The 26296-nt window shown below is 71.3% G+C and carries 28 protein-coding genes and 1 pseudogene; 20 read left to right on the top strand and 9 right to left on the bottom strand.

Features of this window, described 5'->3' with window-relative positions:
* Positions 1-31 precede the first annotated feature (31 nt).
* The 3 genes from ABZX22_RS21425 (at position 32) to ABZX22_RS21435 (ending at position 2776) form a co-directional block, all read left to right on the top strand.
* Positions 32-919, top strand: a complete 888-nt coding sequence (locus tag ABZX22_RS21425) for an NAD(P)H-binding protein (RefSeq protein WP_354911653.1) — start codon at positions 32-34, stop codon at positions 917-919.
* Between the two features lie 80 nt (positions 920-999).
* Positions 1000-2457, top strand: a complete 1458-nt coding sequence (locus tag ABZX22_RS21430) for an MFS transporter (protein WP_354911655.1) — start codon at positions 1000-1002, stop codon at positions 2455-2457.
* Between the two features lie 88 nt (positions 2458-2545).
* The gene (locus ABZX22_RS21435) at positions 2546-2776 is read left to right on the top strand and encodes a hypothetical protein (RefSeq protein WP_354911657.1); all 231 of its coding nucleotides are present in this window, start codon (positions 2546-2548) and stop codon (positions 2774-2776) included.
* Between the two features lie 48 nt (positions 2777-2824).
* Here the strand turns inward: ABZX22_RS21435 and ABZX22_RS21440 are convergent, their stop codons facing one another.
* Positions 2825-3184 (bottom strand): metalloregulator ArsR/SmtB family transcription factor, encoded by a 360-nt coding sequence (locus ABZX22_RS21440; RefSeq protein ID WP_354911658.1) that lies wholly within the window; start codon positions 3182-3184, stop codon positions 2825-2827.
* A 272-nt stretch (positions 3185-3456) separates the two neighbouring features.
* Here ABZX22_RS21440 and ABZX22_RS21445 point away from each other — a divergent pair, with 272 nt between their 5' ends.
* Together ABZX22_RS21445 and ABZX22_RS21450 are read left to right on the top strand one after the other, a co-directional pair.
* Positions 3457-3600, top strand: coding sequence for a hypothetical protein (locus ABZX22_RS21445; RefSeq protein WP_354911661.1), 144 nt, complete (start codon positions 3457-3459; stop codon positions 3598-3600).
* Positions 3601-3783: 183 nt separating this feature from the next.
* Positions 3784-5187 (top strand): hypothetical protein, encoded by a 1404-nt coding sequence (locus tag ABZX22_RS21450; protein ID WP_354911662.1) that lies wholly within the window; start codon positions 3784-3786, stop codon positions 5185-5187.
* 298 nt (positions 5188-5485) lie between these two features.
* Here ABZX22_RS21450 and ABZX22_RS21455 read toward each other — a convergent pair whose 3' ends face one another.
* Positions 5486-5611, bottom strand: coding sequence for a hypothetical protein (locus tag ABZX22_RS21455; RefSeq protein ID WP_354911664.1), 126 nt, complete (start codon positions 5609-5611; stop codon positions 5486-5488).
* A 460-nt stretch (positions 5612-6071) separates the two neighbouring features.
* On the opposite strand from ABZX22_RS21455, the gene ABZX22_RS21460 reads away from it, so the two are divergent.
* Positions 6072-7421, top strand: a complete 1350-nt coding sequence (locus tag ABZX22_RS21460) for a serine/threonine-protein kinase (protein WP_354911667.1) — start codon at positions 6072-6074, stop codon at positions 7419-7421.
* Here ABZX22_RS21460 and ABZX22_RS21465 read toward each other — a convergent pair.
* Entirely contained in the window at positions 7405-7605 is a 201-nt protein-coding gene (locus ABZX22_RS21465) for a hypothetical protein (RefSeq protein WP_354911669.1), read from the bottom strand. The genes ABZX22_RS21460 and ABZX22_RS21465 overlap by 17 nt on opposite strands.
* On the opposite strand from ABZX22_RS21465, the gene ABZX22_RS21470 reads away from it, so the two are divergent.
* Complete coding sequence (locus ABZX22_RS21470) at positions 7595-7906, top strand: hypothetical protein (protein WP_354911672.1); 312 nt, start codon at positions 7595-7597, stop codon at positions 7904-7906. The two genes, ABZX22_RS21465 and ABZX22_RS21470, sit on opposite strands and share 11 nt — an antisense overlap.
* 20 nt (positions 7907-7926) lie before the next feature.
* On the opposite strand, the gene ABZX22_RS21475 is transcribed toward ABZX22_RS21470, so the two are convergent.
* Positions 7927-8088 (bottom strand): hypothetical protein, encoded by a 162-nt coding sequence (locus tag ABZX22_RS21475; RefSeq protein ID WP_354911675.1) that lies wholly within the window; start codon positions 8086-8088, stop codon positions 7927-7929.
* Positions 8089-8123: 35 nt separating this feature from the next.
* Between ABZX22_RS21475 and ABZX22_RS21480 the strand changes: the two genes are divergently transcribed.
* The 4 genes from ABZX22_RS21480 (at position 8124) to ABZX22_RS21495 (ending at position 12022) form a co-directional block, all read left to right on the top strand.
* The gene (locus ABZX22_RS21480) at positions 8124-8780 is read left to right on the top strand and encodes a hypothetical protein (protein WP_354911676.1); all 657 of its coding nucleotides are present in this window, start codon (positions 8124-8126) and stop codon (positions 8778-8780) included.
* Positions 8781-8786: 6 nt separating this feature from the next.
* The gene (locus ABZX22_RS21485) at positions 8787-9506 is read left to right on the top strand and encodes a DUF2071 domain-containing protein (RefSeq protein ID WP_354911678.1); all 720 of its coding nucleotides are present in this window, start codon (positions 8787-8789) and stop codon (positions 9504-9506) included.
* Positions 9507-9670: 164 nt separating this feature from the next.
* Complete coding sequence (locus tag ABZX22_RS21490; RefSeq protein ID WP_354911682.1) at positions 9671-10951, top strand: bifunctional GNAT family N-acetyltransferase/ATP-binding protein; 1281 nt, start codon at positions 9671-9673, stop codon at positions 10949-10951.
* Between the two features lie 150 nt (positions 10952-11101).
* Positions 11102-12022 carry an NADP-dependent oxidoreductase gene (locus ABZX22_RS21495; RefSeq protein ID WP_354911685.1) on the top strand — a complete coding sequence of 307 codons (921 nt, stop codon included), beginning with the start codon at positions 11102-11104 and terminating at the stop codon, positions 12020-12022.
* 48 nt (positions 12023-12070) lie between these two features.
* On the opposite strand, the gene ABZX22_RS21500 is transcribed toward ABZX22_RS21495, so the two are convergent.
* Complete coding sequence (locus ABZX22_RS21500) at positions 12071-13747, bottom strand: right-handed parallel beta-helix repeat-containing protein (protein WP_354911687.1); 1677 nt, start codon at positions 13745-13747, stop codon at positions 12071-12073.
* Between the two features lie 49 nt (positions 13748-13796).
* Between ABZX22_RS21500 and ABZX22_RS21505 the strand changes: the two genes are divergently transcribed.
* On the top strand, positions 13797-14609 hold the full coding sequence (locus ABZX22_RS21505; RefSeq protein ID WP_354911690.1) for a TetR/AcrR family transcriptional regulator: 813 nt from the start codon (positions 13797-13799) through the stop codon (positions 14607-14609).
* Positions 14610-14791: 182 nt separating this feature from the next.
* On the opposite strand, the gene ABZX22_RS21510 is transcribed toward ABZX22_RS21505, so the two are convergent.
* Positions 14792-15928, bottom strand: a complete 1137-nt coding sequence (locus ABZX22_RS21510) for a GTP-binding protein (protein ID WP_354911693.1) — start codon at positions 15926-15928, stop codon at positions 14792-14794.
* A 74-nt stretch (positions 15929-16002) separates the two neighbouring features.
* On the opposite strand from ABZX22_RS21510, the gene rpmG reads away from it, so the two are divergent.
* From rpmG to ABZX22_RS21540, 6 genes and pseudogenes are all read left to right on the top strand, one after another.
* A complete protein-coding gene (rpmG, locus tag ABZX22_RS21515; RefSeq protein WP_354911696.1) occupies positions 16003-16167 on the top strand; it encodes a 50S ribosomal protein L33 in 165 nt (54 codons plus the stop codon).
* A complete protein-coding gene (locus ABZX22_RS21520; RefSeq protein WP_354911699.1) occupies positions 16164-16265 on the top strand; it encodes a 50S ribosomal protein L31 in 102 nt (33 codons plus the stop codon). Before rpmG ends, ABZX22_RS21520 begins: the two co-directional genes overlap by 4 nt.
* The gene (rpmB, locus tag ABZX22_RS21525) at positions 16262-16492 is read left to right on the top strand and encodes a 50S ribosomal protein L28 (protein ID WP_354911701.1); all 231 of its coding nucleotides are present in this window, start codon (positions 16262-16264) and stop codon (positions 16490-16492) included. Before ABZX22_RS21520 ends, rpmB begins: the two co-directional genes overlap by 4 nt.
* Positions 16492-16791: a 30S ribosomal protein S14 gene (rpsN, locus tag ABZX22_RS21530; RefSeq protein ID WP_354911704.1), complete on the top strand. Its 300-nt coding sequence runs from the start codon at positions 16492-16494 to the stop codon at positions 16789-16791. The genes rpmB and rpsN overlap by 1 nt, the downstream gene beginning before the upstream one ends.
* A 2-nt stretch (positions 16792-16793) precedes the next feature.
* On the top strand, positions 16794-16961 hold the full coding sequence (gene rpmF, locus ABZX22_RS21535) for a 50S ribosomal protein L32 (protein ID WP_354911706.1): 168 nt from the start codon (positions 16794-16796) through the stop codon (positions 16959-16961).
* Positions 16962-17044: 83 nt separating this feature from the next.
* A pseudogene (locus ABZX22_RS21540) lies at positions 17045-17196 on the top strand (IS5/IS1182 family transposase); the annotation flags it as partial.
* Here ABZX22_RS21540 and ABZX22_RS21545 read toward each other — a convergent pair.
* Positions 17193-17552, bottom strand: coding sequence for a hypothetical protein (locus tag ABZX22_RS21545; protein WP_354911709.1), 360 nt, complete (start codon positions 17550-17552; stop codon positions 17193-17195). The pseudogene ABZX22_RS21540 and the gene ABZX22_RS21545 sit on opposite strands and share 4 nt — an antisense overlap.
* Positions 17553-17933: 381 nt before the next feature.
* Between ABZX22_RS21545 and ABZX22_RS21550 the strand changes: the two genes are divergently transcribed.
* Positions 17934-18293: a hypothetical protein gene (locus ABZX22_RS21550; protein WP_354911711.1), complete on the top strand. Its 360-nt coding sequence runs from the start codon at positions 17934-17936 to the stop codon at positions 18291-18293.
* A 423-nt stretch (positions 18294-18716) separates the two neighbouring features.
* The gene (locus tag ABZX22_RS21555; RefSeq protein WP_354911714.1) at positions 18717-19058 is read left to right on the top strand and encodes a TraR/DksA C4-type zinc finger protein; all 342 of its coding nucleotides are present in this window, start codon (positions 18717-18719) and stop codon (positions 19056-19058) included.
* Positions 19059-19705: 647 nt separating this feature from the next.
* Here the strand turns inward: ABZX22_RS21555 and ABZX22_RS21560 are convergent.
* Both ABZX22_RS21560 and ABZX22_RS21565 read right to left on the bottom strand, forming a co-directional pair.
* On the bottom strand, positions 19706-22132 hold the full coding sequence (locus ABZX22_RS21560) for a SpoIIE family protein phosphatase (RefSeq protein WP_354911717.1): 2427 nt from the start codon (positions 22130-22132) through the stop codon (positions 19706-19708).
* Positions 22133-22171: 39 nt separating this feature from the next.
* Positions 22172-26170 carry a HAMP domain-containing protein gene (locus ABZX22_RS21565; RefSeq protein ID WP_354911720.1) on the bottom strand — a complete coding sequence of 1333 codons (3999 nt, stop codon included), beginning with the start codon at positions 26168-26170 and terminating at the stop codon, positions 22172-22174.
* Positions 26171-26296 lie beyond the last annotated feature (126 nt).

Consider the following 26296-nt stretch of genomic DNA (forward strand, 5'->3'; position numbering starts at 1 on the left):
AGTGACCGGAAGCCGCTCTAGCGTTGCCTTCGTGAACGACACAGCGGAAGGAACGCAGATGAAGATCCTGGTGACCGGGGCGACGGGGATCGTCGGCCGCCACGTGGTGGACCAGCTCGTGCGGGCGGGCGCGGAGGTGCGGGCGCTGACCCGCAACCCCGCTGCGGCCAAGCTGCCGCCGCAGGTGGAGGTCGTCCAGGGCGACCTCACCGAGCCCGCGAGCGTGGCCGCCGCACTTGACGGCGTGGAGCGCATGTACCTGTTTCCCGTGGAGGAGCGCGCCCGCGAGGTCGTCGCGCTGGCCCGTCAGGCCGGTGTACGGCGCGTCGTGGTGTTGTCGGCGGCATCGGTGACCGCCGGCCTGCACGTCAACCCGGTGGAGCAGGCGGTGGAGGAGTCCGGGCTGGAATGGACGCATGTGCGGCCGTGCGGGTTTATGACGAACATGCTGCAACTGTGGGCGCCGTCCATCAGGGCCGAGCGGGTGGTGCGCTATCCCTTCGCGGACGAGCCGATGAACCTGATCCACGAGGCCGACATCGCCACGGTCGCCGTCGCCGCGCTGCTGCGGGACGGCCATCACGGTAAGGCGTACACCTTGACCGGGCCCGGCTTGGTCACCGTGCGCGAGCAGGTCGCGGCGATCGGCGACGCGCTCGGCGAACCCGTCCGCTACGAGGAGGTCACCCGCGAGCGCGCCCGCGAGCTGATGAAGGCACAAGGCGGGTTCGCCGCCGCGTCGGCCGACCTCATGCTGGGCTTCGTCGAGTACGGCGGCGACGACCCCGACGGCGGCGGCTACGCCGACCAGGACTGGTCGGCGCTGATGCGGGTCTGGCCGGACGTGGAACAGGTCACCGGACGCCCCCCGCGCGGCTATGCCGAATGGGCACGCGACCATGTCGCGGACTTCCGCTGACCGGCACCGGCCTGCCTGGGCGTCCTCTCCCACCTCGAACGGGACGCCCCACCTCCGCGCAGAATGAGGAAACCCATCAAATGGCCGACGCCCTGATACCGCCGACAACATCCGCGGCGACACCATCAGCGCCACCGCCCCCGGCCGCATCTACGTCCTACCGGTGGCGGTGGCCGGCCCTGGCGGTGATCCTCACCGGCTCGGTGATGGAGATGCTGGACTCCACCGTCACCAGCATCGCAGGCCCGGCCATCCGCGCCGACCTCGGCGGCGGCACCTCCCTGATTCAATGGCTCGGGGTGGCCTACACCCTGGCCATGAGCGCCGGCCTGCTGGTCGGCGGCAGGCTCGGCGACATCGCCGGCCGCAAGCGCATGTTCCTCATCGGCGTCGGCGGTTTCGTGGCAGGCTCCCTGCTGTGCGCGATCGCGACCGGGCCGGAGATGATGATCACCGCTCGTGCGATACAGGGCCTGTTCGGCGCCTGCATGATCCCCCAGGGGCTCGGCATGCTGAAGGAAATGTTCCCGCCCCGGGAACTGCAGGCGGCCTTCGGCGCGATGGGCCCGGTCATGGGATTGTCGGCGGTGGGCGGCCCCACCCTGGCGGGGTGGCTGGTCGACACCGACTTCCTCGGCATCGGCTGGCGCATGATCTTCTTGATCAATCTGCCCATTGGGCTGGCTGTCCTGGTCGCCGCGATCATGTTCCTGCACGCGGGCCAGCCGGTTTCAGAAGTTCGGCTCGACCTGCCCGGCGCGGTCCTCGCCTCGTGCGGAGCACTGCTGTTGCTCTTCCCGCTGGTGCAAGGCCGCGAGCATGGCTGGCCGGCCTGGACCTTCGCGATGGTGGCGGCCTCCGTCGCGGTGTTCGCCGCCTTCGGATGGCACGAGGTCCGCAAGAGTCGTAGCGGCGGCGATCCGCTGATCCTGCCCAGTTTGTTCCGCAAGCGGGCGTTCCTCGGCGGTATGGCCACCGGGACGATCTACTTCGCCGCCTTCTCGGGGTTCGGCCTGATCTTCAACCTGCACCTTCAGCTGGGCCTCGGCTACAGCCCGCTACGGGCCGCGGTGGCGGGCATTCCCTTGTCCATCGGCATGGTGGTCGGCATGGGCGTGGTCCAGGTGGTCATGCGTCATGGCCGCAAGGTCCTGTACGCCGGGGCCGTGACGATGACGGCCGGTGTCCTGGCCCTGGTGCCGATGCTCGGCTCGGAGGCCGGATTCTGGCGGCTCGCTCCTGCTCTGCTCATCACCGGGATGGGATCCGGGCTGATCATGGGGCCCTACTTCGACATCGTACTGGCCGGTGTCGAGCCGCACGAGACCGGCTCGGCTTCCGGCACGCTCACCACGCTGCAGCAGGTCGGCGGCGCTCTGGGGACAGCCGTGCTCGGGACGGTGTTCTTCAGCGGGCTCAGCGCCGGGCCCGCCGCAGGAGCCGACACGTTGTGGATCGTCGCCGCGATGATCGCGCTGACCCTCCTGGCCAGCTTCCTGCTGCCCAGAAAGGCCCGCGAGGCAGAACCCGCCCTGTGACTCGAGCCTGAGGCGCGATGCCGTCATCACGGGCTACTAGTCGTATCGGCTGCTCGCACCGGCCGAGGCCTGCAGCGCGCAAGCGGCGGTGCAGGCGGTCACCGACAGCATCGGGGATCCGGGCAACGTGCGCATGCTGCTGGTGGTGGACGCCGGCCAGCTTGACCCGCACGACGACGCTGAGGCGCTGACGGAGCTCCGGCGGGCCGAGCTCGAACGCCGCCTGGGCCACGCCAACGACCGCTACCTGCGCCTGTACGCCAACCCGCCCGACGACATCGCGGCCGGCTACATCGAGGACCTGGTGACCCGGCGTTGATTCCCAGCGGACCACGCCCTGGGGCGAGCCAACCGCGGCCGGTGCAGGCTACTGGGGAGGATCGGGTGCCAGGCTCCCGTCGGGGGCGATGTGATCGAAGATCTGCCGAATCAGCGTGATCACATGCGGGTCCTCCACCGCGTACAGGGTCCGGCGGCCGTCCCGGCGTGCGCTGATCAGGCCGGCCAGGCGGAGCTTGGCCAGGTGCTGGGAGACCGTGGCGATGCTGCTGCCCGCGTGTGTGGCCAGCGTGCTGACGTCGTAGGAGGCGTGGGTGATCAGCCACATCAGGTGCAGCCGTACCGGGCTGGCCAGCAGGGCGAAGGTCTCGGCCGCCGCCCTCAGTTGCGCAGGGGTCGGCGGTGGGTGCTCGGCGCCGGGTGAACCCGGAGCTGGGGAGGTCGACATCGTCTGTCCATTGTCTCGCGCCGAGGGCCTGCCGCTCACCCTATGTTTCGACACTTGCGCGATTTCCGAAACATGTGGAAGATGGAGGGCACTCCGAAGGGGAGTAGTCCGCAACGCCCGCACGTCGACACGCTGAGAACCTCGCGTTCTCCGGCAGCGGGGACCGGTCACCGGCCGGTGGACGAGACCTTCGGCCACGCAGTCATGCCTGGCCGAGTCCTCCCCGTGGGTGCCCGGCCGGGTTGTCCACCGCCCGGGAAGGACTTCTCCACGTGGTTGCCACCAAGCTGCTACGCCCGCTGCTGACCTGCGCGCTGCTCACCCTGCCCGCGCTCAGCGCCCGCATGGCGGGCGTCCATCTGCCGCCGCCGGTCCCAGGTGCCTGCCCTCGCCGCGCCGTTCCGCCCGGCCACTGAGCGCAGCGCCGGCTCAACCCGCGCCCGGTAGACGCCCGGGGCACCGACACCGTGACTCCTGCCGGGCCTTGCCTGCGCCAGGCCACGCCTGCTGGGCCTGTCTGTCGCGCCACGCCTGCCCCATGATCACCACCGCCCAGCGGCGCCGCGGCGCCGCCGACCATGAAGGGACACCACAGCACCATGAACACCTCGACGTTGCGGCTGCTGGCCGACGCCCGTTCCGCCAAGGCGGGCGGCGAGCAGGCGATGGCCGCCCGGCAGCGGGCCCGCCTGACCGAGCTCGCGGCCTGGGCGCGCACCCGCTCCCCCTACTACCAGCACCTGTACCGGGACCTGCCGGCCGGAGTTGCCGACCTGGCCCTGCTGCCGCCCACCAGCAAGCGCGAGCTGATGGCCGCCTTCGACGACTGGGTCACTGATCCCGCCGTCACCATCGCCGAGGCCAGGGCGTTCGCCGACGACCCGGCGCGCATCGGGCAGCCGTTCGCCGGCCGCTACACGCTGTCCACCACCTCCGGCACCACCGGCACGCACGGCATCTTCCTACAAGACGCCCGCGCGACGGCGGTGACCTCCGCGATGATGGCGCGGATGCTGGCCGGCTGGCTGAGCGTGCGGGACGTGGCCCGCATCGCGCGCGGCGGCGCCCGGATCGCGATGGTGATACCCGAGGGCGGGCATTTCGCCTCCACCGTGGCCGCCGCACGGCTGCGCGGCCGATCCCGCGTGGCCGCCTTCAGCGTGCACCAGCCGCTGCAGGACCTGGTGGCCGAGCTCAACGCCTTCCGCCCGGCGGTGCTGGCCCCCTACGCCAGCGTCGGCGCGCTGCTGGCCGGCGAGGCCGAAGCCGGACGGCTGCACATCAACCCCGCCCTGGTGATGCTCACCGCCGAAGGCCTGCCCGTCGGCGAGTACGCGCGCATCGCGGCCGCGCTGGGGGCGAAGGTGCGCACCAGCTACGCCTGCAACGAGTGCCCGTTCCTGTCCTACGGCTGTTCGGAGAGCTGGATGCACCTCAACGCCGACTGGGCCGTCCTCGAACCCGTCGACGAGCAGTACCGGCCGGTGGCGCCGGGCGAGCCCTCGCACACCGTGTTGCTGACCAACCTGGCCAACCGCGTGCAACCGATCCTGCGCTACGACCTCGGCGACAGCGTCCTGCTGCGGCCCGATCCGTGCCCGTGCGGCAGCCCGGGCCCGGCCGTCCGCGTCCAGGGCCGCGCCGCCGACCTGCTCACCTTTCCCGGCCCCGGACCGGAGGGGGAACAGGCGCCCGTCACCCTCGCCCCGTTGCCGCTGGCCACCCTGCTGGAAGCGGTGCCCGGCCTGGAGCTGTTCCAGATCGTCCAGACCGCGCCGGCCACGCTACGCATCCGGCTGCACCCCGCTCCCGGCAGCGACCCCGCAACCCTCTGGCATCGGGTCGAGACCCGGATGCGCGACCTGCTGTCCCGCCACGGCCTCGGCCATGTGCGCCTCGAACGCGGCAGCGAACCGATCCAGCACAGCGCGGGCGGCAAGGTACGCGCCGTCATCCCGCTGCCCGCCACCGGCAGGGACCCGGCCGGTTCCGCACGCCCCTGACCACCTCACACCACCCCACCGGGGCCGTGGCCGCCCACCACTGTCGTTCCCCCAGGCTCGCATCGAAGGGCGGGCCGATCGCCCCCGCCCTTCCCCACCCGCCTCCCCTTCCACCGAACGGAGACGTCTTCGTGCTGTCCGACCTCCTGGCCTACAGGGTCCGGATCCTGCCTGGCCTGCTGGTCGCCAGCGGCGGGCGAACTCGATCTCCGCCGGTGTGGCGCCAGGCTGCTGGTCGGCGGTCGGCCAGTAGGAGCTCATCGTCTCCCCCAATTGCGCCCGTACAGCGCCAGGCCGGTCACCCCACCCGGTCGGACCACCACTGGAACAGCTCGTCGTTCGGTACGCTCCAGCCGAGGTCGTCGCCGGGCGCGGCGACGTAGCCGTCCAGGCTCAGGTTCATGACGAAGGTAAGTTTCCGCATGGCGTCATGCCTCCTGTGAGTCGATACTCGGCGTACAGACCAGCACGGCGCGGAAAAATCATCGGTCAGACCATGCCAAGGGCCGGTTCACCACCACGCCAGTCCGCCGCGAGAACACCAGCCGGTGCCTGCCTGACGGGCGCAGGCCATGAACACCCGGAACCCGGCTCGGGCCGCCGTCGTTATCTTGGGCTGTTGTCCTCTTTCCGCAGGCCAACGTTCGACGATCTTGTCTGGGACGTCAGGCACGTTCAAGAGGTGACAAGGTCGTGACGTGCGCCGTGTCGCCGGGCGTGCTCGGTCGGGTGAAGCGGATCAACAAGGGGCACCACCTGTAGATAGCGCGCGATGACCGCCGCCTTCGCATTGCGCACCAGATGAGGCGAAAGGGCGTGCACGATGATGGCGGCTTGTACCCTGATCAACTGTTCGTGCCAAGCGCGATGGCGGGAGACGGGGCATGACTTCGAGGCTGGCCGGTGACGTGGTCGGCGGGCGCTACCGGCTGGCCGCCGAGCTGGGGTCCGGTGGTTTCGGGCGGGTCTGGCGGGCCCGCGACCAGACCCTCGACGTGGACGTTGCGATCAAGGAACTGCAGCTGCCGACAGGACTGCCGGAAACCGAACGAGCTGAGCGGCTGGCGCGGGCCACGCGCGAGGCCCGCAATGCCGCCCGGTTACGCAAGCACGACGGCATCGTCGCGATCCACGACGTCGTCATCGACGACGGCCTTCCCTGGATCGTCATGGAACTGGTCGACGGCTGCTCGCTGGACGAGCACATGCAGGAGCACGGACCTCTTCCGGTGGGCAGGGCCATCGCAGTCGCCGTGGCACTGCTGACGGCGATCGGCGCAGCACACCGGGAAGGTGTCGTGCACCGCGACATCAAACCGGCCAACGTCATGCTCGCCGAGAACGGGAAGGTCCTGCTCACCGACTTCGGGACCGCGATCCATTCCACCGACACCGCACTGACCGCCACCGGAATGCTCATCGGCTCGGCGGAGTACACGGCGCCCGAGCGGCTGCGCGGCACCGACGGCCTTCCCGCCGGGGATCTGTTCTCCCTCGGCGTGACCCTTTACCAGGCCGTCGAGGGCGTCTCACCGTTCCGCCGCGATACCCAGGAAGCGACGTTGGCCGCAGTGCTACTGGAGAAGGCCCCGGCGCCGCGACGAACCGGGCCGCTCACGCAGCTCATCACCCGGCTACTGGACAAGGACCCGGACCGCAGGCCGACGGTCGACGAAGCGCTGGCCATGGCAGGCGATATCGCCGGTGAGCAGCCCGCAACCACAGTCCACGTGCGGCGCGACACCAAGATCCTGCCGGCTTGGTCGAAGAAGCGGCCGCCCGTTGGTGTTGCCGCGCCGGTGGTGTTCATGTTGGCGATGGCGGTCCTGACGGCGCTCGGCGTCGCCGGACTCCCTGATGCCGGCGGAACGTGGGAGCAGTTCGAGAAATACGGGGACAATGACGTGCTCGGCGTCGCCATAATGATCGCCGCCGTTGCCGATGTCGTTCTCGTCGGCTTGCTTTGCGCCAGTTTCGCGCGGTTCCTGCCGGCGAACGTCGGCAAGATCGTCACCGCTGTCGTCGGTGTCGCCGGGCTCGTCTTCGGCTGTGGCGCGACCGCTTTCGCCTTCCATGGCGCCGGTGAGATCTTGGGGAACGCGATGGAGCTCTCCGGGCGGGAGTCCGCGGAAGCGCCGCTGGCCTTGATCAGCATCGTCGTCCTCGTCGCTGTCGGGTCGGCCTGGCGCTCACAGCACGCAGACCGACGCGAAACGATCAGAGGTCGAACATGATCATGACCGCCCGCCCGATCCCATCAGCGTCGGATGCCGGGATGATCCGGCCGATAGACCCCGGCAGCATCCACGATTGATGTGCCTGGCCGCTTGCCGGGGCTGCGACCCGGCCGGCCCAGCGGGCCGCGAGCCGCGCCAGCGCGCCCGTCACGGCAGGACCACGCCCGGTGATGGTGTTCACGACGGCGCTCACGGCGGTCAGTTCCCACGAACAAAATCACGAAGACCTGATCGCCGCATGGCGGGCCTACAACGAGGCCGACGCCCGCGTGCAGGAGGTCACCGCGGCGCTCCCCTCGTCGGTGGCGGTGCTCGACGGCAAGGCAGAATTCACCGATGAGCAACGGGCTGAACTGGCCGAGGCCCGAGCGGCACGACTGGCCTGCCTGGAGGCTTTGATCGATCACCCTGAGTGGCAGAGCGTCGACAACAAGCTCGCCGCCCAGAAGGAACTCCGGCTCGCTGCTCGCACCGGCGAGTGATCTTCCGGCGCGGCCGCGCGTCAGCTAAGGTCGCCTGACCGGCCGGGGCAGGACCCCGAGCAGATCACCGACTGCTCGGGCTGGTCGCGGGCCCGCCAGACCCGCCCGAAGCTACCGGACCCCAGCTCGGCGGCCAGCCGGTAGCGCCCGCCGACCACGTCACCGGCCAGCCTCGAAGTCATGCCCCGTCTCCCGCCATCGCGCCTGGCACGAACAGTTGATCAGGGTACAAGCCACTACTGACGGCGCGTTCCTGAGCAAGCAGCGCATCACGCAACGCATCGTGGAGCTGGGGATCGACGCGGTGTCGGTGTCGCTGGATTCGGCCGACGCCGTTTACGACGACACCTGGCCTCCCCCGCTGAACAAGCGCGACGGCTGGCAGCGCGTCGTCGACGGCGTGCGCACACTGCCGACCGCGCGCGATCCCTCCATAGGGCCGCGGGTGGGCCTGTACACCGTGGTCACCCGTCTGAACCTGCCGGACATCGTCGCCATCCCTCGCCTTGCGGCTGAGCTCGGCTGCGACTACGCCGTGCCGCAGCCCGTCTCCCTCGACGACGACCACGCCCTGTCTCCCACCCTGGCCCTGACCCGACAGGAGCTGCCGGAGCTGCGCTCGCAGTTCGAGCGGCTCTATGCGGCCGACCTTGCCGGCGTGCGGCTTCCTGCCGCTGACTATCCCGGGCGGGTCGCCGCCGCCAGCGAGCGCCCCACCGCTTTGGTGCGCGGATGCTTCAGCGGGCACACCCAGTTCTTCATTGAGCCGGACGGATCGGTCTGGGACTGCCCGTCCTCCCTTGGCCCGCGACCAGACCGCCACCGGTCCACCCGATCGCCGCGGCGAGGTGACCGGCGGCACGTCGGCGGGTAGCAGACGATGATGAGAGCGCCGGCGTCTCCTCGCGTCGCCTACCCGGTGATGTACCACCACTGGTCGACGATGACCTTCCTGCACTGGCGGTACCCGCCCGCCGTCGTCCGGCCCCTGGTGCCCGACGGGCTGACGGTCGAGACCTTCGACGGCACGGCGTGGGTCGGGCTGACCCCGTTCCTCATGGAGGGGGTGCGGACGCCGGGACTGCCCGCGCTGCCGTGGCTGTCGCGCTTTCCCGAGACGAACCTGCGCACCTACGTCCGTGACGAGCGGGGCCGCGGCGGGATCTGGTTCCTGTCGCTGGATGCGGGACGGCTTCCCGCCGTCCTCGGCGGCCGGGCAGGCTACGGCCTGCCGTACTTCTGGTCGGACATGTCCGTCCGCGCCGACGAGGCGCGCGTGCGGTACCGGTGTCGCCGCCAGTGGCCCGAGCCGAGCGGGGCGCGCTGCGACGTGGACGTGGCGCCGGGCACGGAGCTGGCCGAGCACGAGCGCGACGCGCTCGCCCACTTCCTGACCGCCCGGTTCCGGCTGTTCACCCTGATCGCGAACCGGGTGGCCGCGGCCGAGGTCGAGCATCCGCCGTGGCCGCTGCGCAGCGCCCACCTGGTGCGCCTGGAGCAGGATCTCGTCGAGGCGGCGGGGCTGCCCGCGCCGGACCACTCGCCCCTCGTGCACGCCTCGCCAGGGGTGCCGGTGCGGGTGGGGATGTGGGGCTGGTGAACCGCCGATTCTTCACTGTGTGACCTGTATCGCATACTTTGTCGGGTAATTTCGGCCAATCTTCCACTCAGTACATTTTTCGCGCTCCTGTTGTCCGGCCCGGCCCGGGACCGGCCCCCGGAGCTGCCCTACCGTCGTAGCCCCGAGACGAGGAGGCGGCACCGGTGAACTGGCACATCCATGACTACCGCGAGGACGATCTCGCGGCCGTGGTCCACCTGATCGACACCACGGCCGGGCTCGGCCAGGAGTCGGTGTTCTCCCTCGCCGAGTGCATCGGGGCGCTGACGTCGCGGCAGCCCGCCGTCGTGGCCGTCCACCGCGGCGTGCCCATCGGCGCGGCGCTCTCCCACGTGGCGGGCGAGCGGGCCTGGGTGATGCGGATCGCGATCGCCTCCGCCTGGCGCGGGCGCGGGCTGGCCAGCGCGTTGCTGCGGGAGCTGGAGCGGCGGCTGGTCGACGCGCGGGTCCGGCGCATCGCCTACGTCCTGCCGGAGGAGGAGCTGATCGGCGAGGGGCTGGTCAACGCCGGCTACACCCGGCGCCCCGCGGTGGCCTACTTCGAGAAGGCCGAGCCGGCCGGCGGCCTCGGCGCCCACTGGCTGGCCGAGCTCGGCGGCCGCTTCCTGCCGAGGGACCTGTGGGACAAGGTGGCCGGCATGGAGGTGGAGAAGGACCTGATCGAGCGGCGCGTCGTGCTGCCGCTGGCCGAACCCGAGCGGGCCGCCAGGCATGGCGTGCGCCCGCCCAGGGCGATCGCCCTGTTCGGCCCGCCCGGGACCGGCAAGACGACCTTCGCCCGCGCGATCGCCTCCCGGCTCGGCTGGCCGTTCGTGGAGCTGCTGCCGTCCCGGCTGGCCGGTGACGGCAACCTGGCCGAGGCGCTGCGCACCGCCTTCGCGCGGATCGCCGAGCTGGAGCGGGTGCTGGTCTTCATCGACGAGGTCGAGGAGATCGCCGCGGTGCGCGCCGAGCGCCCGGAGGCCGGCAGCCACGGCATCACCAACGAGCTGCTCAAGCTGATTCCCGGCTTCAGGGAGCGTGACGAGCGGCTGCTGGTCTGCGCCACCAACTCCATCCGGTCGCTGGACCCGGCGTTCCTGCGGCCGGGCCGTTTCGACTACGTGGTGCCGATCGGCACGCCCGACGCGGCCGCCCGCTCGGCCATCTGGACGCGGTACTCCGACGGGCGGCCCAACGTGGATCTGGACAGGCTGGTCGCGGCGAGCGAGCTGTTCACCCCGGCCGACATCGAGCACGCCGCCAGGACCGCGGCACAGGCCGCCTTCGAGCGGGACCTCGCCGGCGCCGCGCAGTCGGCGGACCTGCCCGCGGGCGCGGGTACGGCCGACTACCTGGTGGCGATCGGCCAGTGCAGGCCCACCGTCACCGCCGAGATGATCGAGGAGTTCGGCGCCGACATCACCACCCACGCCAGGCTCTGAACGGCGGGCGCCAACCGATCGCCACCGAATCGCCGCCCTGGGCGGACCGTGGCCGGAGGAAGGGTTAGCGCAAAGGCGCCCCTGGTGAGAACAGCTCCGCGGCGGCCGTCCCTGCCCGGGGCCGCCACGCCCGCGGAAGGAGATGAACTCATGCGCGCCGTCACCTACGACGCCTACGCCGCCGACAACTCGCGGCTCAGGGTCGGCGAGATCCCCGACCCCAAGCTGGGGCCGGGCGAGGTGCTCATCGAGGTGCGCGCGGCCGGGGTCAACCCGGTGGACTGGAAGGTCATGGCCGGTCTGCTGGACGGGATGATGCAGACGATCTTCCCGGTCGTGCCGGGCTGGGACGTCGCCGGGGTGGTGCGCGCGGTCGGCCCCGACACGCCGGAGTTCGCGCCCGGCGACCAGGTCATGGCCTATGCCCGCAAGAGCGTCGTGCAGGCCGGGACGTTCGCCGAGCTGGTCACGATGCCAGCCCCCGGGGTCGCGCGCAAGCCGTCCGCGCTCGACTGGAACCAGGCCGGAGGGCTGCCGCTGGCGGGGATGACCGCGCAGCGGACCCTTGACCGGCTGGAGGTCGGTCCCGGCGACGTCCTGCTGGTGCACGGGGCGGCGGGCGGCGTCGGCGGTCTCGGCGTGCAGATCGCCCGCGACCGGGGCGCCCGCGTCATCGGCACCGCCTCCGAGGCCAACCACGGCTACCTGCGCGAGCTGGGCGCCGAACCGGTGACCTACGGGGAGGGCCTGGCCGGGCGGGTACACGAGCTGGCCCCGGACGGTGTGACGGCGGTGGCCGACTTCGCCGGCGGCCAGCTCGCGGCGACCCTCGCCGTGCTGGCCGAGGGCGGCCGGCACGCGTCGATCGCCGACAACACCGTGGAGCGGCACGGCGGCCACTGGATCTGGGTCCGGCCGGACGGCGCCAAGCTGGCCGGGCTGGCCGCCCTGGCCGACCGGGGCGCGCTGACGGTCAAGGTGGCGCAGACCTTCCCGCTGGAGCAGGCCGACGCCGCCTTCGACGTCAGCCGCAGCGGCCACGGCCGCGGCAAGCTGGTGATCACACCCTGACCCGCCCGGCCGCCGGGGTTCCGGACGGCCGGGCGGATCAGGGGCGATCTACCGGAGTCCGGCGCCGGCCACGATGTCGGCGACGGTCGGGTCGTCGCCGAACGCCTCACCCTCCAGGGTGGTGTTGGCCGCGAGGATCACACCCTCCGGGGGCCGGCCGGGGTCGGCGTCCCAGACATTGCCGATGAAGGCCACGTGCTCCAGCGGCGGTGACACCTCCAGCACCACCGGCTTGTCGGCCTTGTGGACGACGTTGCCCTGGACGGTGACCCAGGTGGCGCCGTAGTCGGTGTAGAGGCCGAAGTTGTAGGGCGTGATCGTGTCGCGGACGACGTTGCCGCGGACCAGCGCGCCGGTGGCGTACGAGCCGCCCTGCCTGCCCGAGATGTAGATGCCGCCGCCGTCGGCCAGCACCTGCATGGTGTCGTGCACCAGGTTGTGCACCAGCTGGGCGCCGCTGCCCTCGTAGACGACGATGCCGTTGTGCGGCACGTCGTTGATCTGGTTGTGCGCCACGACGGTGTCGGTGGTGCCGGACACCAGCATGGCCGGCGAGCCGCTGTAGTCGCGGCCGATGTGGTGGATGTGGGTGTTCTCCACCCGGTGGCGACGCGCCCCCGCGCCGATCACCACGCCGCCGCCCGACACGTCGTCGACCACGCTGTCGCGCAGCACGTTGTCCTCGCCGTCGCCGCGGAACTCCAGCGCGACCCCGCCCAGCCGGGTGAACCGGCAGCCTTCGAGCGTGACCCGCGAGCAGCTCTCGAAGATCACGTTGCCGGACATGACGGCGCTCTCGCCGGGGATGGTCACCTGTGCCTGGCCGTCGGCGAAGGTGACCGTCTGGAGCGGGCCGCCGTCGTGGTAGCCGTTGCCGTGGTAGTGCAGGAACCCTTCGGGGGCGCTCGGGCGCAGCCAGGTCGCCTCCGCGAAGGTGATGCCGCGGAAGGCGACGTCGCGTACGTCGCGGGCGTGCACCAGGGTTTCCAGCACCGGCGCGACCACCTCGTCAAGCCGCTCGCCGGGCCGCGGCAGGTAGTGCAGGACGCCGTCGGCCAGCGCGAAGGCGCCCTCGGTCAGGAAGGCGGGGCTGTTCTCGGCCGAGGTGGGATTGTCGGCGCCGTTGGACTCCCCTGCGCCGGGGCCGTCCCAGGAGATGACCGAGTGGTAGAGCCGTACGGCCCAGCCGAAGGCCGGTTGCGCCATGGTGACGGCGCTCGACCGCTCGTCCCCGGTGATCCCGGCCACCTGGCAGCGGGCCTCGGACCAGGGGTAGACGCCCCGGTAGACGAACTCCACCTGGCCCGGCCACGACTGCGGCCGCAGGTCGCCGGTGACGTAGCCGGTCTCGGTCCTGGTCAGGCCGTGGTCGAGGGCGATGGCCGCCCGCGCGGCGCGGCGCCCCGAGACGTAGAGCTGGCGGGTGGCCAGGCCGGGGACGTCGGCCGTGACGGCTCCGTTCGCGTCCTCGCGCCAGCCGGTGATCCGCCGGCCGCCGCTGATCACCACCGTCTCCTGGGCCGCGGTGCCGTAGCCGTAGGCCTGGTAGACCACGCCAGAGTCGGCGGCCGACAGCCGCAACGGTTCGGCGAGGCGGTAGGTTCCGGCTCTGAGAGTGATCGCAGTGCCTGGGGAGGCCGCCGCGCGGGCTCGCTCGAGCGTGGCGAACGGGTGCTCGAGCGTGCCGGGGCCTGAGTCGTCGCCCGACGGATCGACGAAGAACATGACAGTGCTCCTCTCCGGTAATGTGTACAGCATATACACGGGAGAGATCATGACAGATCCGGAACGCAGCACCGAACTGCTGTGGGGCGCCAGGAGCCGGCTCAGCCTGGAGCGGATCGTGCGCGCCGCGGTCGAACTGGCCGACGCCGAGGGGCTGGCAGCGGTGTCCATGCGCAGGGTCGCCGAAAGCCTCGGCTTCACGACCATGTCGCTCTATCGTCACGTGCCCGGCAAGGGCGAGCTGGTCGACCTCATGCGCGACGAGGTGATAGGCGAGCAGGACGCCGCCGACCCCGATCCCGACCAGGGCTGGCGTGCGGAACTGGAGTCCTGGGCGCGCGGCATGCTGGCGCTCTACCGGCGGCACCCCTGGCTGCTGGAGTCGACCGGAGCGCGCCACGTGCCGGGGCCGAACGCGCTGGCCGGCTTCGAGCGGGCACTGGCCACGGTGGTGCGCACCGGCCTGGCGCCCGCGCAGGTGGTGGCGGCGGTGACCCTCGTCGGCGGGTTCGTCGAGAGCGCCGCCCGGCAGGTGGCGGCGGCCGAGCAGGCCGAGCGGCGCACCGGGGTCAGCGAGGAGGACTGGTGGGGGCAGCGCGACAGCCTCTTCCAGCACCTGGACCGGTATCCGACGCTGAGCCGGATCTATCTGGCGGGCGGGTACAACGAGCCGCTGGACCTGTTCGAGTTCGGTCTGGAGCGGGTGCTCGACGGCATCGAGACTTTGGTCCGTTACGAAATTCGTGATGAAAATCGGTGCTTGGTGTGCGGCCGGGCCGTGGAGGGCGCCACCAGGGGCCGGCCGCGGGCATACTGCTCGCCGGCCTGCCGGCAGCGCGCCTACCGAACCCGCCAGAGCTGATCGCGGTGGGGCTCAACCCCGACGGCACGCTGGACGCCTTCCCCACCCCTGCGCGGGTAAAGGGGCGCGCCATCCGCCCGGTCACCTGCGGCGGCGGCTTCGACCGCGCGTCCCGTCACTACCCATCACCTTCGGCCACCTGACGTCGATCAGCTGACCTGCGGCCACAGGCTCGCGGAGCTTCACGCGCTCCCCTTCAGGTCCAGGACGGGAGCGAACGGGTCGTCGAAGCGGTCCCACTGCCCGGCTCCCGGCAGGGCGTCGCCCTGGTCGATCAGGCAGGAGTCGAGCAGGGCGTGCAGGCGGTGCCGGTCGAGATCGGGGCCGGTGAACACCAGGTGCTGGACCCGGTCGCCGATGATGGGGTTCCAGTCCAGGGCGGCGGCCGTACGGCGGGCCGGCGCGACCAGTTCCCAGGCGGCCTCGGGCAGCGCGGCCAGCCAGGGCCCGGCGTCCTCCACGGAGACCACTCCGGCCACGGCGTCCCAGGCCAGCATCCGTTCGTGCCGGTTGGCCAGCCAGAACCGCCCGCGGGAGCGGACCGAGGTGGTGACCAGCTCGTCCATGGCCTCGAACAGGCGGCCCGGATGCAGCGGGCGCAGGCGGCGCCAGACGACCGTGGTGATCTCGCCGGTCCACGCGTCGCCGGGCAGCTGGGCGGTGGCCGGATCGACACGTTCGGCCAGCTCGTGCACGCACAGGGGGGAACCGGTGGCGTCGGGATCGACGGCGATCGGGGTGTGCGGTGCCAGATGGGCCAGGACGGCGGTCGAGAGCTCGACGTCCTCGTCGTCACCGCCGTGCAGGGACAGGGCGGTGGCGTATTCGATCTGCCGGGCCAGCACCTCCGCGAGATAGCGCTGGTCGCCGGCGGCGGCGGCCTGGTGGCCGGAGGCGGTCAGACGGTCGCCTCGGCAGATGTCCACGGGCATGCACTCCGCGTCCAGCGCCGTCAGGACACAGGTCAGGCGGAGCAGGTCGGCCGCCTCCCCGCCGGCCAGCGCCTCGGCCACCGAGCGCGGCTCCACCGAGTCCCACAGGTCGACCACCAGCAGGGGTGCGGTCGCGGCGTGCCGTACGAGCTCGGGGAGCAGGTCCTCGCGGACGGCGCAGGTGACGCAGCCGTGAGCCAGGCGCACCTCCGTCCGGTCCAGGACGCCGGAGCTGTCGCGGACCACGCGCTCGACCCGGCCGGCGGCGACGTCGCGCAGGTCGTGATGGATCGCGATGGCTCCGGGATGCCGGTGGAGCAGCCGCTCGACCGCGGCGGCCCGGGCGCCGCCGTACAGGCCCGCGACGAGGACGACGGGGGTGTGCACAGGACCTCCTGAATGCAGAATGAAAATGGTTGTCGTTATCATGGCACACGCCGTCAACCCCGAAAGGACTGAGGATGGCCAGAAACGAGCTACGCCCGGTGATCAAACTGCGCTCCATCGCGGGCACCGGCTACACGTACGTGACCACCAAGAACCGGCGTAACGACCCCGACCGGCTGACGTTGCGCAAGTACGACCCGACCGTCCGTCGGCACGTCGAGTTCCGGGAGGAGCGATGAGGAAGGGCATCCACCCCGTCCACACCGGCCGCAACCGGGTTCTCGACACGACCGGCCAGGTCGAGCGCTTCCGGCAGCGCTACGGGAGGACCTCGTGATCTGCCAGCTCACCGGAGTCAGGCCGGCCTTCGGCAACAACGTCTCCCACTCCCATCGGCGCACCCGGCGCCGCTGGAACCCCAACGTCCAGCGGCGGCGCTACTGGCTGCCGAGCGAGAACCGCCATGTCCGGCTCGCGCTCAGCGCCCGCGCCATCAAGACGGTGGACAAGATCGGCATCGAACGCGCCGTGGCCCGCATCAGGGCCCGGGGAGAGAAGGTCTGATGGCCAAGAAGAGCAAGATCGCCGCCAACGAGCGCAGGAAGGAGATCGTCGCCCGCTTCGCCATGCGGCGGGCCGAGCTGAAGGAGGTGATCCGCACCGGCACGCCGCAGGAGCGGGCCGCGGCCGTGCGAGAGCTGAACCGGCAGCCCCGCGACGCCAGCCGTACCCGCGTCCGCAACCGCGACGCCGTCGACGGCCGGCCGCGGGGACATCTGACCAGGTTCGGGCTGTCCCGGGTGCGCTTCCGCGAGATGGCGCACCGGGGCGAACTGCCCGGCGTCACGAAGGCGAGCTGGTAGGCATGGCCGTTCCCAAGCGGAAGACCTCGCGCGCCAACACCCGGCACCGGCGGTCGCAGTGGAAGGTGAGCGCGCCCGACCTGGTGCCGATCGTCGTGAACGGCAGGCAGGTGCTGGTCCCCCGCCGGCTCGTCCGGGCCTACCAGCGCGGCCTCCTCACCATCCGATGAGCTGATCGACGGTGGCCCGGTGAACGCGACCGGGCCACCGTCGCCGCCGCATGGGAGCCGCCCACCCACCTTGGACGCGGTCGCGCAATCTGGTCGAATGGTGCTTCGCCAAGCTAAGCAGTGGCGAGCCGTCGCCAGCCGCTTCGACAAGCTCGCCGGCCGCTACCTCGCAGGCGTCGCCATCGCGTCGATCATGCTCTGGCTTGGCCACACCGAATCAGCAGACAGGTCTTAGCGCAGCCACCGCAGAGCTGCGTCGGCGCAGTCCTCGGGGCTGCTGTTGAAGGCGATGGCCGCGTCGGGCGCGTGCTGCCGGACCAGGTTGACCACCTTCTCGAAGAATTCGAGCAACGGCTCGTGCTTGCGGATGCCGCCCCCGATCACCGCGCAGACGTAGTCTTCGCGGGTCAGCGCCTCCACGATCGCTTCTTCGGGGTTCTCGTCGAGTGCCACCAGGCACCAGTCGGCCTCGATACCATGATCGTCGAAACGGGCCTGACCGCGTGCTATCGCCGCCTGGACCGGCTCCGGGTCCCAGCCCTGGATCTTGGCCGGGTCGAGACCGACCACCAGTACTCGTGCCGCTGTCACGGGTCCTCCTCGCAGAACATCTCTCCGCCGGCGCGATGGTTGACGGTGGTGCCCGGGACCATCGGCATGTCGATCGCCTCTGGAGGGCGCCACGTTATCCCGATCTTGCCACGGGCGCTTCTTGATGTGCTCTCGTCAGAGTGACAGGACGTTGCGCCAAGGCCCGTAGCGTTCAGGAACCTCTCGCCAGGACGCGCCGGTCCGCAGCCTCCCACAAGATCCCGTTGATGACCTCGCGATGATCGCGCCAGGAGGTCCCCTGCCGGTCGGGTGGCGGGCCGGCGTCGTGGCCGGGCCGGCGGGCGGCGGGCGCCCCCCTGCCGGCCTTGCCCTGGACATACTCCGGTGCTCCCGGCGCGGAAGTGGGCTATGGTCGGCCTCATGGCGACCTTCTGGCGCACTCGCGGTTCGACCGCCTTCATGGCGGCGGTCGGCCTGCTTCTGCTTGCCTTGGGCCTGGTCGCCGTCACTCCCACCTGGGCCGGCGGCATCCACCATCGCGCCGCCTTCGCCATGGAAGTCGTGACGCCGGGGGCCGAGGTGTCGACGCTGTCGACGCTGCCAACGGCCGCGGTCAGAGGCACCGAACACCTGCCGCGCCTGTGGCCGGCAGGGAACCGGACGCAATCCGTTCCCGAGACGCCGGGTCTGACCTGGCCCGCCTCCGGCTCCGCGGCCATCTGCGACCCCCAGCAGTCCGGGCATCGCACCGCGGGGTCGCGTAGCCCGCCGCTGGTCTAGAGCCTCTCCTTTCTCTTCACGCGTCGTGTCCCGCGACGCTCTGCTCAGAGCGTGGCGGGACACGACGCGATGTCGCCGTGCCACGCGTCCCCGACGCGACGTCGCCATGTCGCCCATCTCACCCATGACGCATGTCGCATGTCGCATGTCGCTGTCGCATGTCCGCTGTGCCGCGCCCGGGATGCGGGCAGGCGTGTCCGCTCGCCCGCGGTTCGGCGCCGTTTGCCGGTGGTTCGGCGCCGCTTGGCCGCGGTTCGGCGCCGCGGCTCATGGGCCGCCGCCGCGCACTCCCGGCCTGGGCCCGTGGAGTCGGCGACCTGACCGCATGCGCGATGCCGCGCGCCCCGAGAGCAGCGACTGCGGCATCCGCGATCTGACCGACGGCGTCAGTGCCGTCCCCTCGACCCGTACAAGGAAGCACTCATGACTCACGACAACGAATCCGTCCTGCTCAGCGACGTCCAGGTCCAGGCCATCACCGAGGACCTGCGGGAGCAGCTGATGTGGCGCACGTCGCGGCTGGACGAGCTCAGGGTCCTGGCCGAGAACATCGACAAGGGCGACGGCTCCCTGCAGGGCGTGCTCGCCGATCTGGCCGCGACCGAGCGGAGCATCGCCGAGATCCAGCTGTGCCTGGAGCGGGTGTCCGGCCGGTCCTACGGGCAGTGCGCCGACTGCGGCACGGCCATCCCGTTCGAGCGGCTGAAGATCCGGCCGCTGACGCGGCACTGCGTGGCCTGCCGTCGGCGGCAGGAGACCCGCTGACCGGCAGCGCCCGGCAACCAAGGGGCTCCGGCGATCAAGGAGCCCGGTGACCCCGGTGACCACACGGGCCAGGCGACCAAGCGGGCCCGACAAACCGGGCCCGACAAACCGGGCCTCACGAAGCGGGCCTCACAAACCGGGCCTCACAAACCGGGCCTCACAAACCGGGCCTACGAAGCGGGCCTCACGAAGCGGGCCGATGACGGCCAAGCGGATCCGGTGAGGACCGATGAGGACCAAGGGGTCCGGTGAGGGCCAAGGGGTCCGGTGAGGGCCAAGGGGTCCGGTGAGGGCCAAGGGGTCCGGTGAGGGCCAAGGGGTCCGGTGAGGGCCAGCGGGTTCGGTGACCCCCGCTGGTCCGAAACCGGCCTGGGGGGCCAAACAGGTCCGGTGACCGAGCAGGCCCGGTGGCCCAGCGGATTCGGTGACCGGGCGGGCTCGGTGACGGCCGCCCGTCAACGTGGCGGCCGTCACCGCCGCCGTCGCCGTCGCCCGGACTGCCGTGGCCGTCACTATGGCCGGCCAGAGCACCTCGACGGCCGGCCAGACCACGTCGCTGGCCAGTCAGAACACCTGGACGCCGGTCAGACCACCTCGACGGCCGATCAGAGCACGTCGACGGGCGGTCAGAGCACCTCGACGGGCGGTCAGAGCACTTCGATGCCGATCAGGCAGGTGTCGTCGTCGGTGTCGGAGTTGCTGTGCGTGAGGAGCCGGTCGAGGCTGTGCTCCAGCGTGGTGCTCAGCTGCTCCAACGTGGCGAGCAGGTGTTCCTGCGAGCGTTCCAGGGTGACGTCGCGCCGTTCGATCAGGCCGTCGGTGTACATGAACAGGGTGTCGTCGCGCTCCAGCTGGACGACTCCCTCCTCGTAGTCGGCCTCCGAGATCACGCCGAGCATCAGCCCGTTGATCAACGGAAGCTCGGCCGCCCCGCCGTCGCGTACCAGCACCGGCGGCAGGTGGCCGGCCCTGGCCCAGCGGAGCACGCGGGTCTCCGGGTCGTACAGGCCGCAGATGGCCGTCGCGGTGACGCGTTCGGTCAGGTGGTGGGTGACCAGGTTGAGCCAGCCCATGAGCTGCGCCGGGCCCGCTCCGGTGGTGGCCAGGCCACGCAGCGCGTTGCGCAGGACGACCATGCCGGTGGCCGCCTCGATGCCGTGCCCGGCGACGTCGCCCACCGACAGCAGGACCTTCTTCGACGGCAGCACGACCGCGTCGTACCAGTCGCCGCCGACCAGGTGGCCTTCCTCCGCGGGCCGGTAGCGGACGGCGATGTTCAGGCCGAACGCCTCCACCGGCCCCTGGGCCGGCGGCATGATGGCGTGCTGGAGCTGCAGCGTGAGCCGGTTGCGTTCGGCCGCCTGCTGCTCGGAGTGGGCCAGCTGGTCGCGGGTGGCGGCCAGCGCGACCTCGGTCCAGTGCTGGGCGGAGATGTCCTGATAGGCCCCCCGTACGGCCAGCAGCCGGTCGTCGGCGTCGAAGACGGGTTCGGCGACGACGCGGATGTGCCGGGTGCTGCCGTCGGGACGCTGGAGCCTGAAGGTGGTGGAGGCGGGCCGCCGGTGGTGGAGCACGGTGCGCAGGAAGCGGCCGAGGGCGTTGGCGTCGTCCGGGTGGGCGTGCTCGCGCAGGTGCTCCAGCGGGATCGGCCGCTCGCCCGGCTCCAGTCCGTGCAGCTCGTGGAGTTGGCTGTTCCAGGTGATCTCGCCGGTCTGGGCGTCCTCCTCGAACCCGCCGATCCGGCCGAGCCGCTGGGCGTGCTGCAGCAGGCTGGCCAGGCGCAACGACTCGTCCCGCATCCGCCAGATCAGCAGCACGCAGTCGCCGTGCCGGGTGATGCTCACGCCGGCCACGCTGGTCAGCGGTACGTGCTCGATCAGCGCGGTGAGCGTCATCCGCTCGGTGCGGAAGGCCTCGCCGGTGGCGTGCACGTGCTCGATCTTCTCGAACAGGCCGTGTTCCTCGGCCGCCGTCGGGTAGGCCTCCAGCAGCAGGGCCCCGGCGACCACGGTGCGGGGCCGGCCCGCGGGGTCGGCGAAGCGCGGGTTGGCGTGGTGGATGCGGAAGTCGGTCAGCAGCCCGCCGGCGTCCAGTTCGGGGCGCAGCACGAGGGCCGGGTCGGCGAGCGCGTCGGCCAGTTCGACCAGTTCGGCCAGGTCGGGCGCCGGAGCGGGCGTGGCCGCGCGGTCTTCCAGGGTGCGCGCGCACAGCTCGGCCAGGGCCTCCACCTGGCGGTGGACCGGTGCCGGCTGCCGTTGCAGCGGCTGCGGCCAGCTGATCTCCAGGACGCCGAGGATGCGGCCGCCGGTGCCGGCGGGCACCACGACGCGGCCGGCCGGCACGGCCTGGCGGTGGCCGATGGACGGCAGGCCCGACTCGCCGAGGTCGGCGAACCACACCATGCGCCGTTCCATGAGCGCGCGCCGGGCCGGCGTGGCCACGCCGGGTGGCACGTAGCGCCACCTCCTGGCCTCCTCCACGCTGTGCCCGGCGAAGCCCACCAGGGTCAGCGAGGCGTCGGCGCCGGCCGACCACAGCGCGACCGCGGTGGCGCCCAGTGGCGTCAGCGCGTGTTCCAGCAGGGACTCGGCCACCATCTGGCTGTCGGCGGCGCCCAGCATGCCGCTTTCGGCCTCGCGCAGCTGCACCGCGACCGAGCCGCCGCCGTCACCGCCGCCGTCACCATCACCGCCGCCGTCACCATCACCGCCGTCATCATCTTCGTCGCCGCCGCCGTCGCCGCCGCCGCCGCGCCGCGGCCGCTCGGCGAGCAGCTCGCGCGCGACCTGCGTCAGCCGGTCCTGCGCGGCCTGGTCGATGAGGTCGGCGGCCAGCTCCAACTGGGACAGTCCGGCCTGCTCGGCGAGCGTCGCGAGCTGCAGGGCCGCCTCGGTGGGGCCGCAGTGCAGCCGCTCGACCAGGATGCCCTTGGCCAGCTCGATCAGCGCCCGCCCCTCGGCCGCGTGCTGGGCGCGCGCGATCTCGTCGCGCAGCCGCTCGATCGTGGCGGCCAGCCTGCCGACGGTGCCGGCGTGGCGCGGGGTCGGCTCATCGGGCCGGGTAGGGGTCGGCACGCTCTGCTCTGTTCCTTCCACGGGGACGGCCTCCACGGGCTAGCGTGCGATCCACTGCTGGATGCGGGCCAGCAGGCTGTCGGAGTCGACGGGTTTGGTGACGTGGCCGCTCGCCCCCGCCGCCAGGCTCTTCTCCTGGTCGCCCGGCATCGCCTTGGCGGTGACCGCGATGATCGGCAGTTCCGCGTACTGCGGCATGGCCCTGATCGCCGAGGTGGCCGTGTAGCCGTCCATCTCCGGCATCATCACGTCCATCAGCACGAGGTCAATCTCGGGGTGGGCGATCAGCGTGTCGATGCCCGCGCGCCCGTTCTCGGCGTGCAGCACCCGCATGCCGTGGATCTCCAGGATGCTGGTCAGCGCGAACAGGTTGCGCGCGTCGTCGTCGACCACCAGCACGGTACGGCCGGCCAGCGTGTCGTCCTGCTCCCGGCCGGCGGGCCGGCCCACCTTCTCCGAACGCACCAGCGGCAGCACGTCGCCCGGCTGGTCGGCGGTCAGGTGCAGGGCGATGCGCTCGCGCAGCTCGTCCAGGCTCGACAGCAGCTCCAGCGGCTGGCAGTCGGCGCGGGACCGCAGTTGCCGTTCCTGCGCCAGGTCCATGCGCCAGTTGTTGTAGGCCAGGATGGGCACCCCGCGCAGCGCGGTGTCGCCGTCGATGGCGTCCAGCAGCCCGAAGCCCGCCCTGCCCGGCATGTCGAGGTCGAGGACGATGCAGTGGCAGGGCTCGGCGGCCAGCGTGGCCGCGGCCTCCTGCGCGCCCGCGGCGGTCACCATCTCGATGGGGCCTTCCATGGGGGCGGTGCCGACGTCGCGGCCGGCCAGGTCCGCCAGGACGCTCTCGGCCACCAGCGACAGCAGGCCGCGCGGCCGTTCCTCCACCACCAGCAGCCTGCGCTGCGGGTGCGGCGGCTGCTGGGGCGGGGGCTGGTCCTGCTGCCGGCCGGCGAGGCGCTCGGCGTCGCCGCGGCCGGCGTGCGGCGCCGCGGGGTCGGCGGGCCGCTCGGTGAAGTCGGGTCTGGCGACCGGCAGGAACAGCGTGAACGTGCTGCCCTCGCCCTGCGCGCTCTGCGCGGTGATCGCGCCGCCGAGCAGGTAGGCGATCTCCCTGCTGATGGACAGGCCGAGCCCGGTGCCGCCGTACTTGCGGCTGGTGGTGCCGTCGGCCTGCTGGAAGGCGCCGAAGATGGCTTCCAGCTGCTGCTCGGCGATGCCGATGCCGGTGTCGATGACGCGGAAGGCGACGGCGGGGCCGTACGGTCTGACCGAGGCGGGGAGCTGTGCCCGGGGAACCGGTTCGATGCGCAGCTCGACGCTGCCGGTCTCGGTGAACTTGACCGCGTTGGACAGCAGGTTGCGCAGCACCTGGCGGAGCCTGGAGTCGTCGGTGAGCAGGCCCTCGGGCACCCCGGGCGCGGTCGTGACGCGGAACTCGAGGCTCTTGTCCGTGGTCATCGGCCGGAAGGTGGCCTCGACGTAGTCGAGCAACTGGCGCAGCGACACCCGTTCGGGGCTGATGTCCATCTTGCCGGCCTCCACCTTGGACAGGTCGAGGATGTCGTTGATGAGCTGCAGCAGGTCCGATCCGGCCGAGTGGATGACGCTGGCGTACTCGACCTGCTTGGGGGTCAGGTTGCGGGTGGGGTTCTGGGCCAGCAGCTGCGCGAGGATGAGCAGGGAGTTCAGCGGCGTCCGCAGCTCGTGGCTCATGTTGGCCAGGAACTCGCTCTTGTACGTGGAGGCCAGCGACAGCTGCTGGGCGCGGTCCTCCAGCTCCTGCCTGGCCTGCTCGATCTCCAGGTTCTTGGTCTCGATGTCCTGGTTCTGCGCGGCCAGCAGCGCCGCCTTCTCCTCCAGTTCGGCGTTGGAGCGCCGCAGCTCCTCCTGCTGGTTCTGCAGCTCCTCCGAGCGGGACTGAAGCTCGGCGGTCAGCCGCTGCGACTCCGCCAGCAGCTCGTCGGTGCGGGCGTTGGCGACGATGGTGTTGACGTTGGCCCCTATCGTCTCCATGAGCTGGTCGAGGAAGGCCCGGTGCACGGGGGTGAACGCGTACAGCGAGGCCAGCTCGATGACGCCGAGCACCTGCTCCTCGACCACGATGGGCAGGACGATCAGGGACGTGGGCACGGTCTGGCCGAGCCCGGAGGAGATCCTGACGTAGCCGGGCGGGATCTCCTCCATCGCGATCGTCCTGCGGGTGCGGGCGGCCTGGCCGACCAGCGACTCGCCCATCCTGAACCTCGTGACGGAGTCGCCCGCCGGGTGGCCGTAGGCGCTGATGAGCTGCAGCTCGGTGCCGGCGGGCGACTCCTCGGCCAGGTAGAAGGCGCCGACCTGGGCCGAGACCAGCGGCGCGAGCTCGTTCATCACCAGCTCGGCCACCGTGGACAGGTCCCGGTGCCCCTGCATGAGGCCCGACATCCGGGCCAGGTTGGACTTGAGCCAGTCCTGGTCCTGGTTGGCCCTGGTGGTCTCGCGCAGCGACTTCACCATCGAGTTGATGTTGTCCTTGAGCTCGGCCACCTCGCCGGAGGCGTCGACCGTGATGGAGCGGGTCAGGTCGCCCGAGGTGACGGCGCTGGTCACCTCGGCGATGGCGCGCACCTGGCGGGTCAGGTTGCCGGCCAGCTCGTTGACGTTCTCCGTCAGCCGCTTCCACGTGCCTGACACGCCCTCGACCTCGGCCTGGCCGCCCAGCCGTCCCTCGCTGCCGACCTCGCGGGCCACCCTGGTCACCTCGGCCGCGAAGGACGACAGCTGGTCGACCATCGTGTTGATCGTGGTCTTGAGCTCCAGGATCTCGCCGCGGGCGTCCACGTCGATCTTCCTGGTGAGGTCGCCCCTGGCCACGGCGGTGGTGACCTGGGCGATGCTGCGCACCTGGTTGGTCAGGTTGTCGGCCATGGAGTTGACGTTGTCGGTGAGGTCCTTCCAGGTGCCCGCGACGTTGGGCACGCGGGCCTGGCCGCCGAGCTGGCCTTCGGTGCCGACCTCGCGGGCCACCCTGGTCACCTCGTCGGCGAAGGCGGACAGCGTGCCGACCATCGTGTTGATCGTCTGCGCGAGCGCGGCCACCTCCCCCTTGGCCTCGACGATGATCTTCTGCGACAGGTCGCCCTTGGCCACCGCGGTCGCCACCTGGGCGATGCCGCGCACCTGGTCGGTCAGGTTGGAGGCCATGAAGTTGACGTTGTCGGTGAGGTCCTTCCAGGTGCCCGACACGCCCCGCACGGTGGCCTGTCCGCCGAGCTGGCCCTCGGTGCCGACCTCGCGGGCGACGCGTGTCACCTCGTCGGCGAAGGCGGACAGCTGGTCGACCATCGTGTTGATGGTCTCCTTGAGCTCGAGGATCTCGCCGCGGGCGTCCACCCTGATCTTCTGCGTCAGGTCGCCCTTCGCGACGGCGGTGGTGACCTCGGCGATGCTGCGCACCTGCGCGGTGAGGTTGTCGGCCATGACGTTGACCGACTCCGTCAGGGCCTTCCAGGTGCCGGAGACGCCCTTGACGTCGGCCTGGCCGCCCAGCCGTCCCTCGGTGCCCACCTCGCGGGCCACCCTGGTCACCTCGTCGGCGAACGACGACAGCTGGTCGACCATCGTGTTGAGCGTGTTCTTCAGCTCCAGGATCTCCCCGCGCGCCGAGACGGTGATCTTCTGGCTGAGGTCGCCGCGCGCCACCGCGGTCGCCACCTGCGAGATGTTGCGCACCTGGGCGGTCAGGTTGCCGGCCATGGCGTTCACGGAGTCGGTAAGATCTTTCCACGTGCCTGACACACCCGGCACATCGGCCTGACCGCCCAGCCGTCCCTCGGTGCCGACCTCCCTGGCCACCCTGGTGACCTCCGAGGTGAACAGCGACAGCTGGTCGACCATGCCGTTGAAGACGTGGGCGATCTCGCCCAGCAGGCCGTCGGCGTCGCCGGGCAGTCGCGTGCCGAAGTCTCCGTCCCTGACGGCGGTGAGCCCGGCCAGCAGCTGCCGCAGCTCGAGCTCTCCCGTCTGGCCGACCTGCCGCGCACCCGACCGGCTGCCGCTCACGCTGTCGCCCGCCCCCTCAATATCGTTGCCATGAGACAAATATTGACAGGAGGCTAGCGCAGAGGATCATGTATCGACAATCCGTAGCGGTGACCAACTATTTGCTATGGTGCAAAGAACCTCTCC

It is taken from the genome of Nonomuraea sp. NPDC003804 (assembly GCF_040610675.1).
Classification (GTDB): domain Bacteria; phylum Actinomycetota; class Actinomycetes; order Streptosporangiales; family Streptosporangiaceae; genus Nonomuraea.

Excerpts from the sequence above, each read along its gene's own strand:
- ABZX22_RS21430 (WP_354911655.1), top strand. The coding sequence starts at position 1,000 with ATGGCCGACGCCCTGATACCGCCGACAACATCCGCGGCGACACCATCA.
- ABZX22_RS21440 (WP_354911658.1), bottom strand. The coding sequence starts at position 3,184 with ATGTCGACCTCCCCAGCTCCGGGTTCACCCGGCGCCGAGCACCCACCG.
- ABZX22_RS21450 (WP_354911662.1), top strand. The coding sequence starts at position 3,784 with ATGAACACCTCGACGTTGCGGCTGCTGGCCGACGCCCGTTCCGCCAAG.
- ABZX22_RS21455 (WP_354911664.1), bottom strand. The coding sequence starts at position 5,611 with ATGCGGAAACTTACCTTCGTCATGAACCTGAGCCTGGACGGCTACGTC.
- ABZX22_RS21460 (WP_354911667.1), top strand. The coding sequence starts at position 6,072 with ATGACTTCGAGGCTGGCCGGTGACGTGGTCGGCGGGCGCTACCGGCTG.
- ABZX22_RS21470 (WP_354911672.1), top strand. The coding sequence starts at position 7,595 with ATGGTGTTCACGACGGCGCTCACGGCGGTCAGTTCCCACGAACAAAAT.
- ABZX22_RS21475 (WP_354911675.1), bottom strand. The coding sequence starts at position 8,088 with ATGACTTCGAGGCTGGCCGGTGACGTGGTCGGCGGGCGCTACCGGCTG.
- ABZX22_RS21485 (WP_354911678.1), top strand. The coding sequence starts at position 8,787 with ATGATGAGAGCGCCGGCGTCTCCTCGCGTCGCCTACCCGGTGATGTAC.
- ABZX22_RS21495 (WP_354911685.1), top strand. The coding sequence starts at position 11,102 with ATGCGCGCCGTCACCTACGACGCCTACGCCGCCGACAACTCGCGGCTC.
- ABZX22_RS21500 (WP_354911687.1), bottom strand. The coding sequence starts at position 13,747 with ATGTTCTTCGTCGATCCGTCGGGCGACGACTCAGGCCCCGGCACGCTC.
- ABZX22_RS21505 (WP_354911690.1), top strand. The coding sequence starts at position 13,797 with ATGACAGATCCGGAACGCAGCACCGAACTGCTGTGGGGCGCCAGGAGC.
- rpmG (WP_354911696.1), top strand. The coding sequence starts at position 16,003 with ATGGCCAGAAACGAGCTACGCCCGGTGATCAAACTGCGCTCCATCGCG.
- ABZX22_RS21520 (WP_354911699.1), top strand. The coding sequence starts at position 16,164 with ATGAGGAAGGGCATCCACCCCGTCCACACCGGCCGCAACCGGGTTCTC.
- rpsN (WP_354911704.1), top strand. The coding sequence starts at position 16,492 with ATGGCCAAGAAGAGCAAGATCGCCGCCAACGAGCGCAGGAAGGAGATC.
- rpmF (WP_354911706.1), top strand. The coding sequence starts at position 16,794 with ATGGCCGTTCCCAAGCGGAAGACCTCGCGCGCCAACACCCGGCACCGG.
- ABZX22_RS21550 (WP_354911711.1), top strand. The coding sequence starts at position 17,934 with ATGGCGACCTTCTGGCGCACTCGCGGTTCGACCGCCTTCATGGCGGCG.
- ABZX22_RS21555 (WP_354911714.1), top strand. The coding sequence starts at position 18,717 with ATGACTCACGACAACGAATCCGTCCTGCTCAGCGACGTCCAGGTCCAG.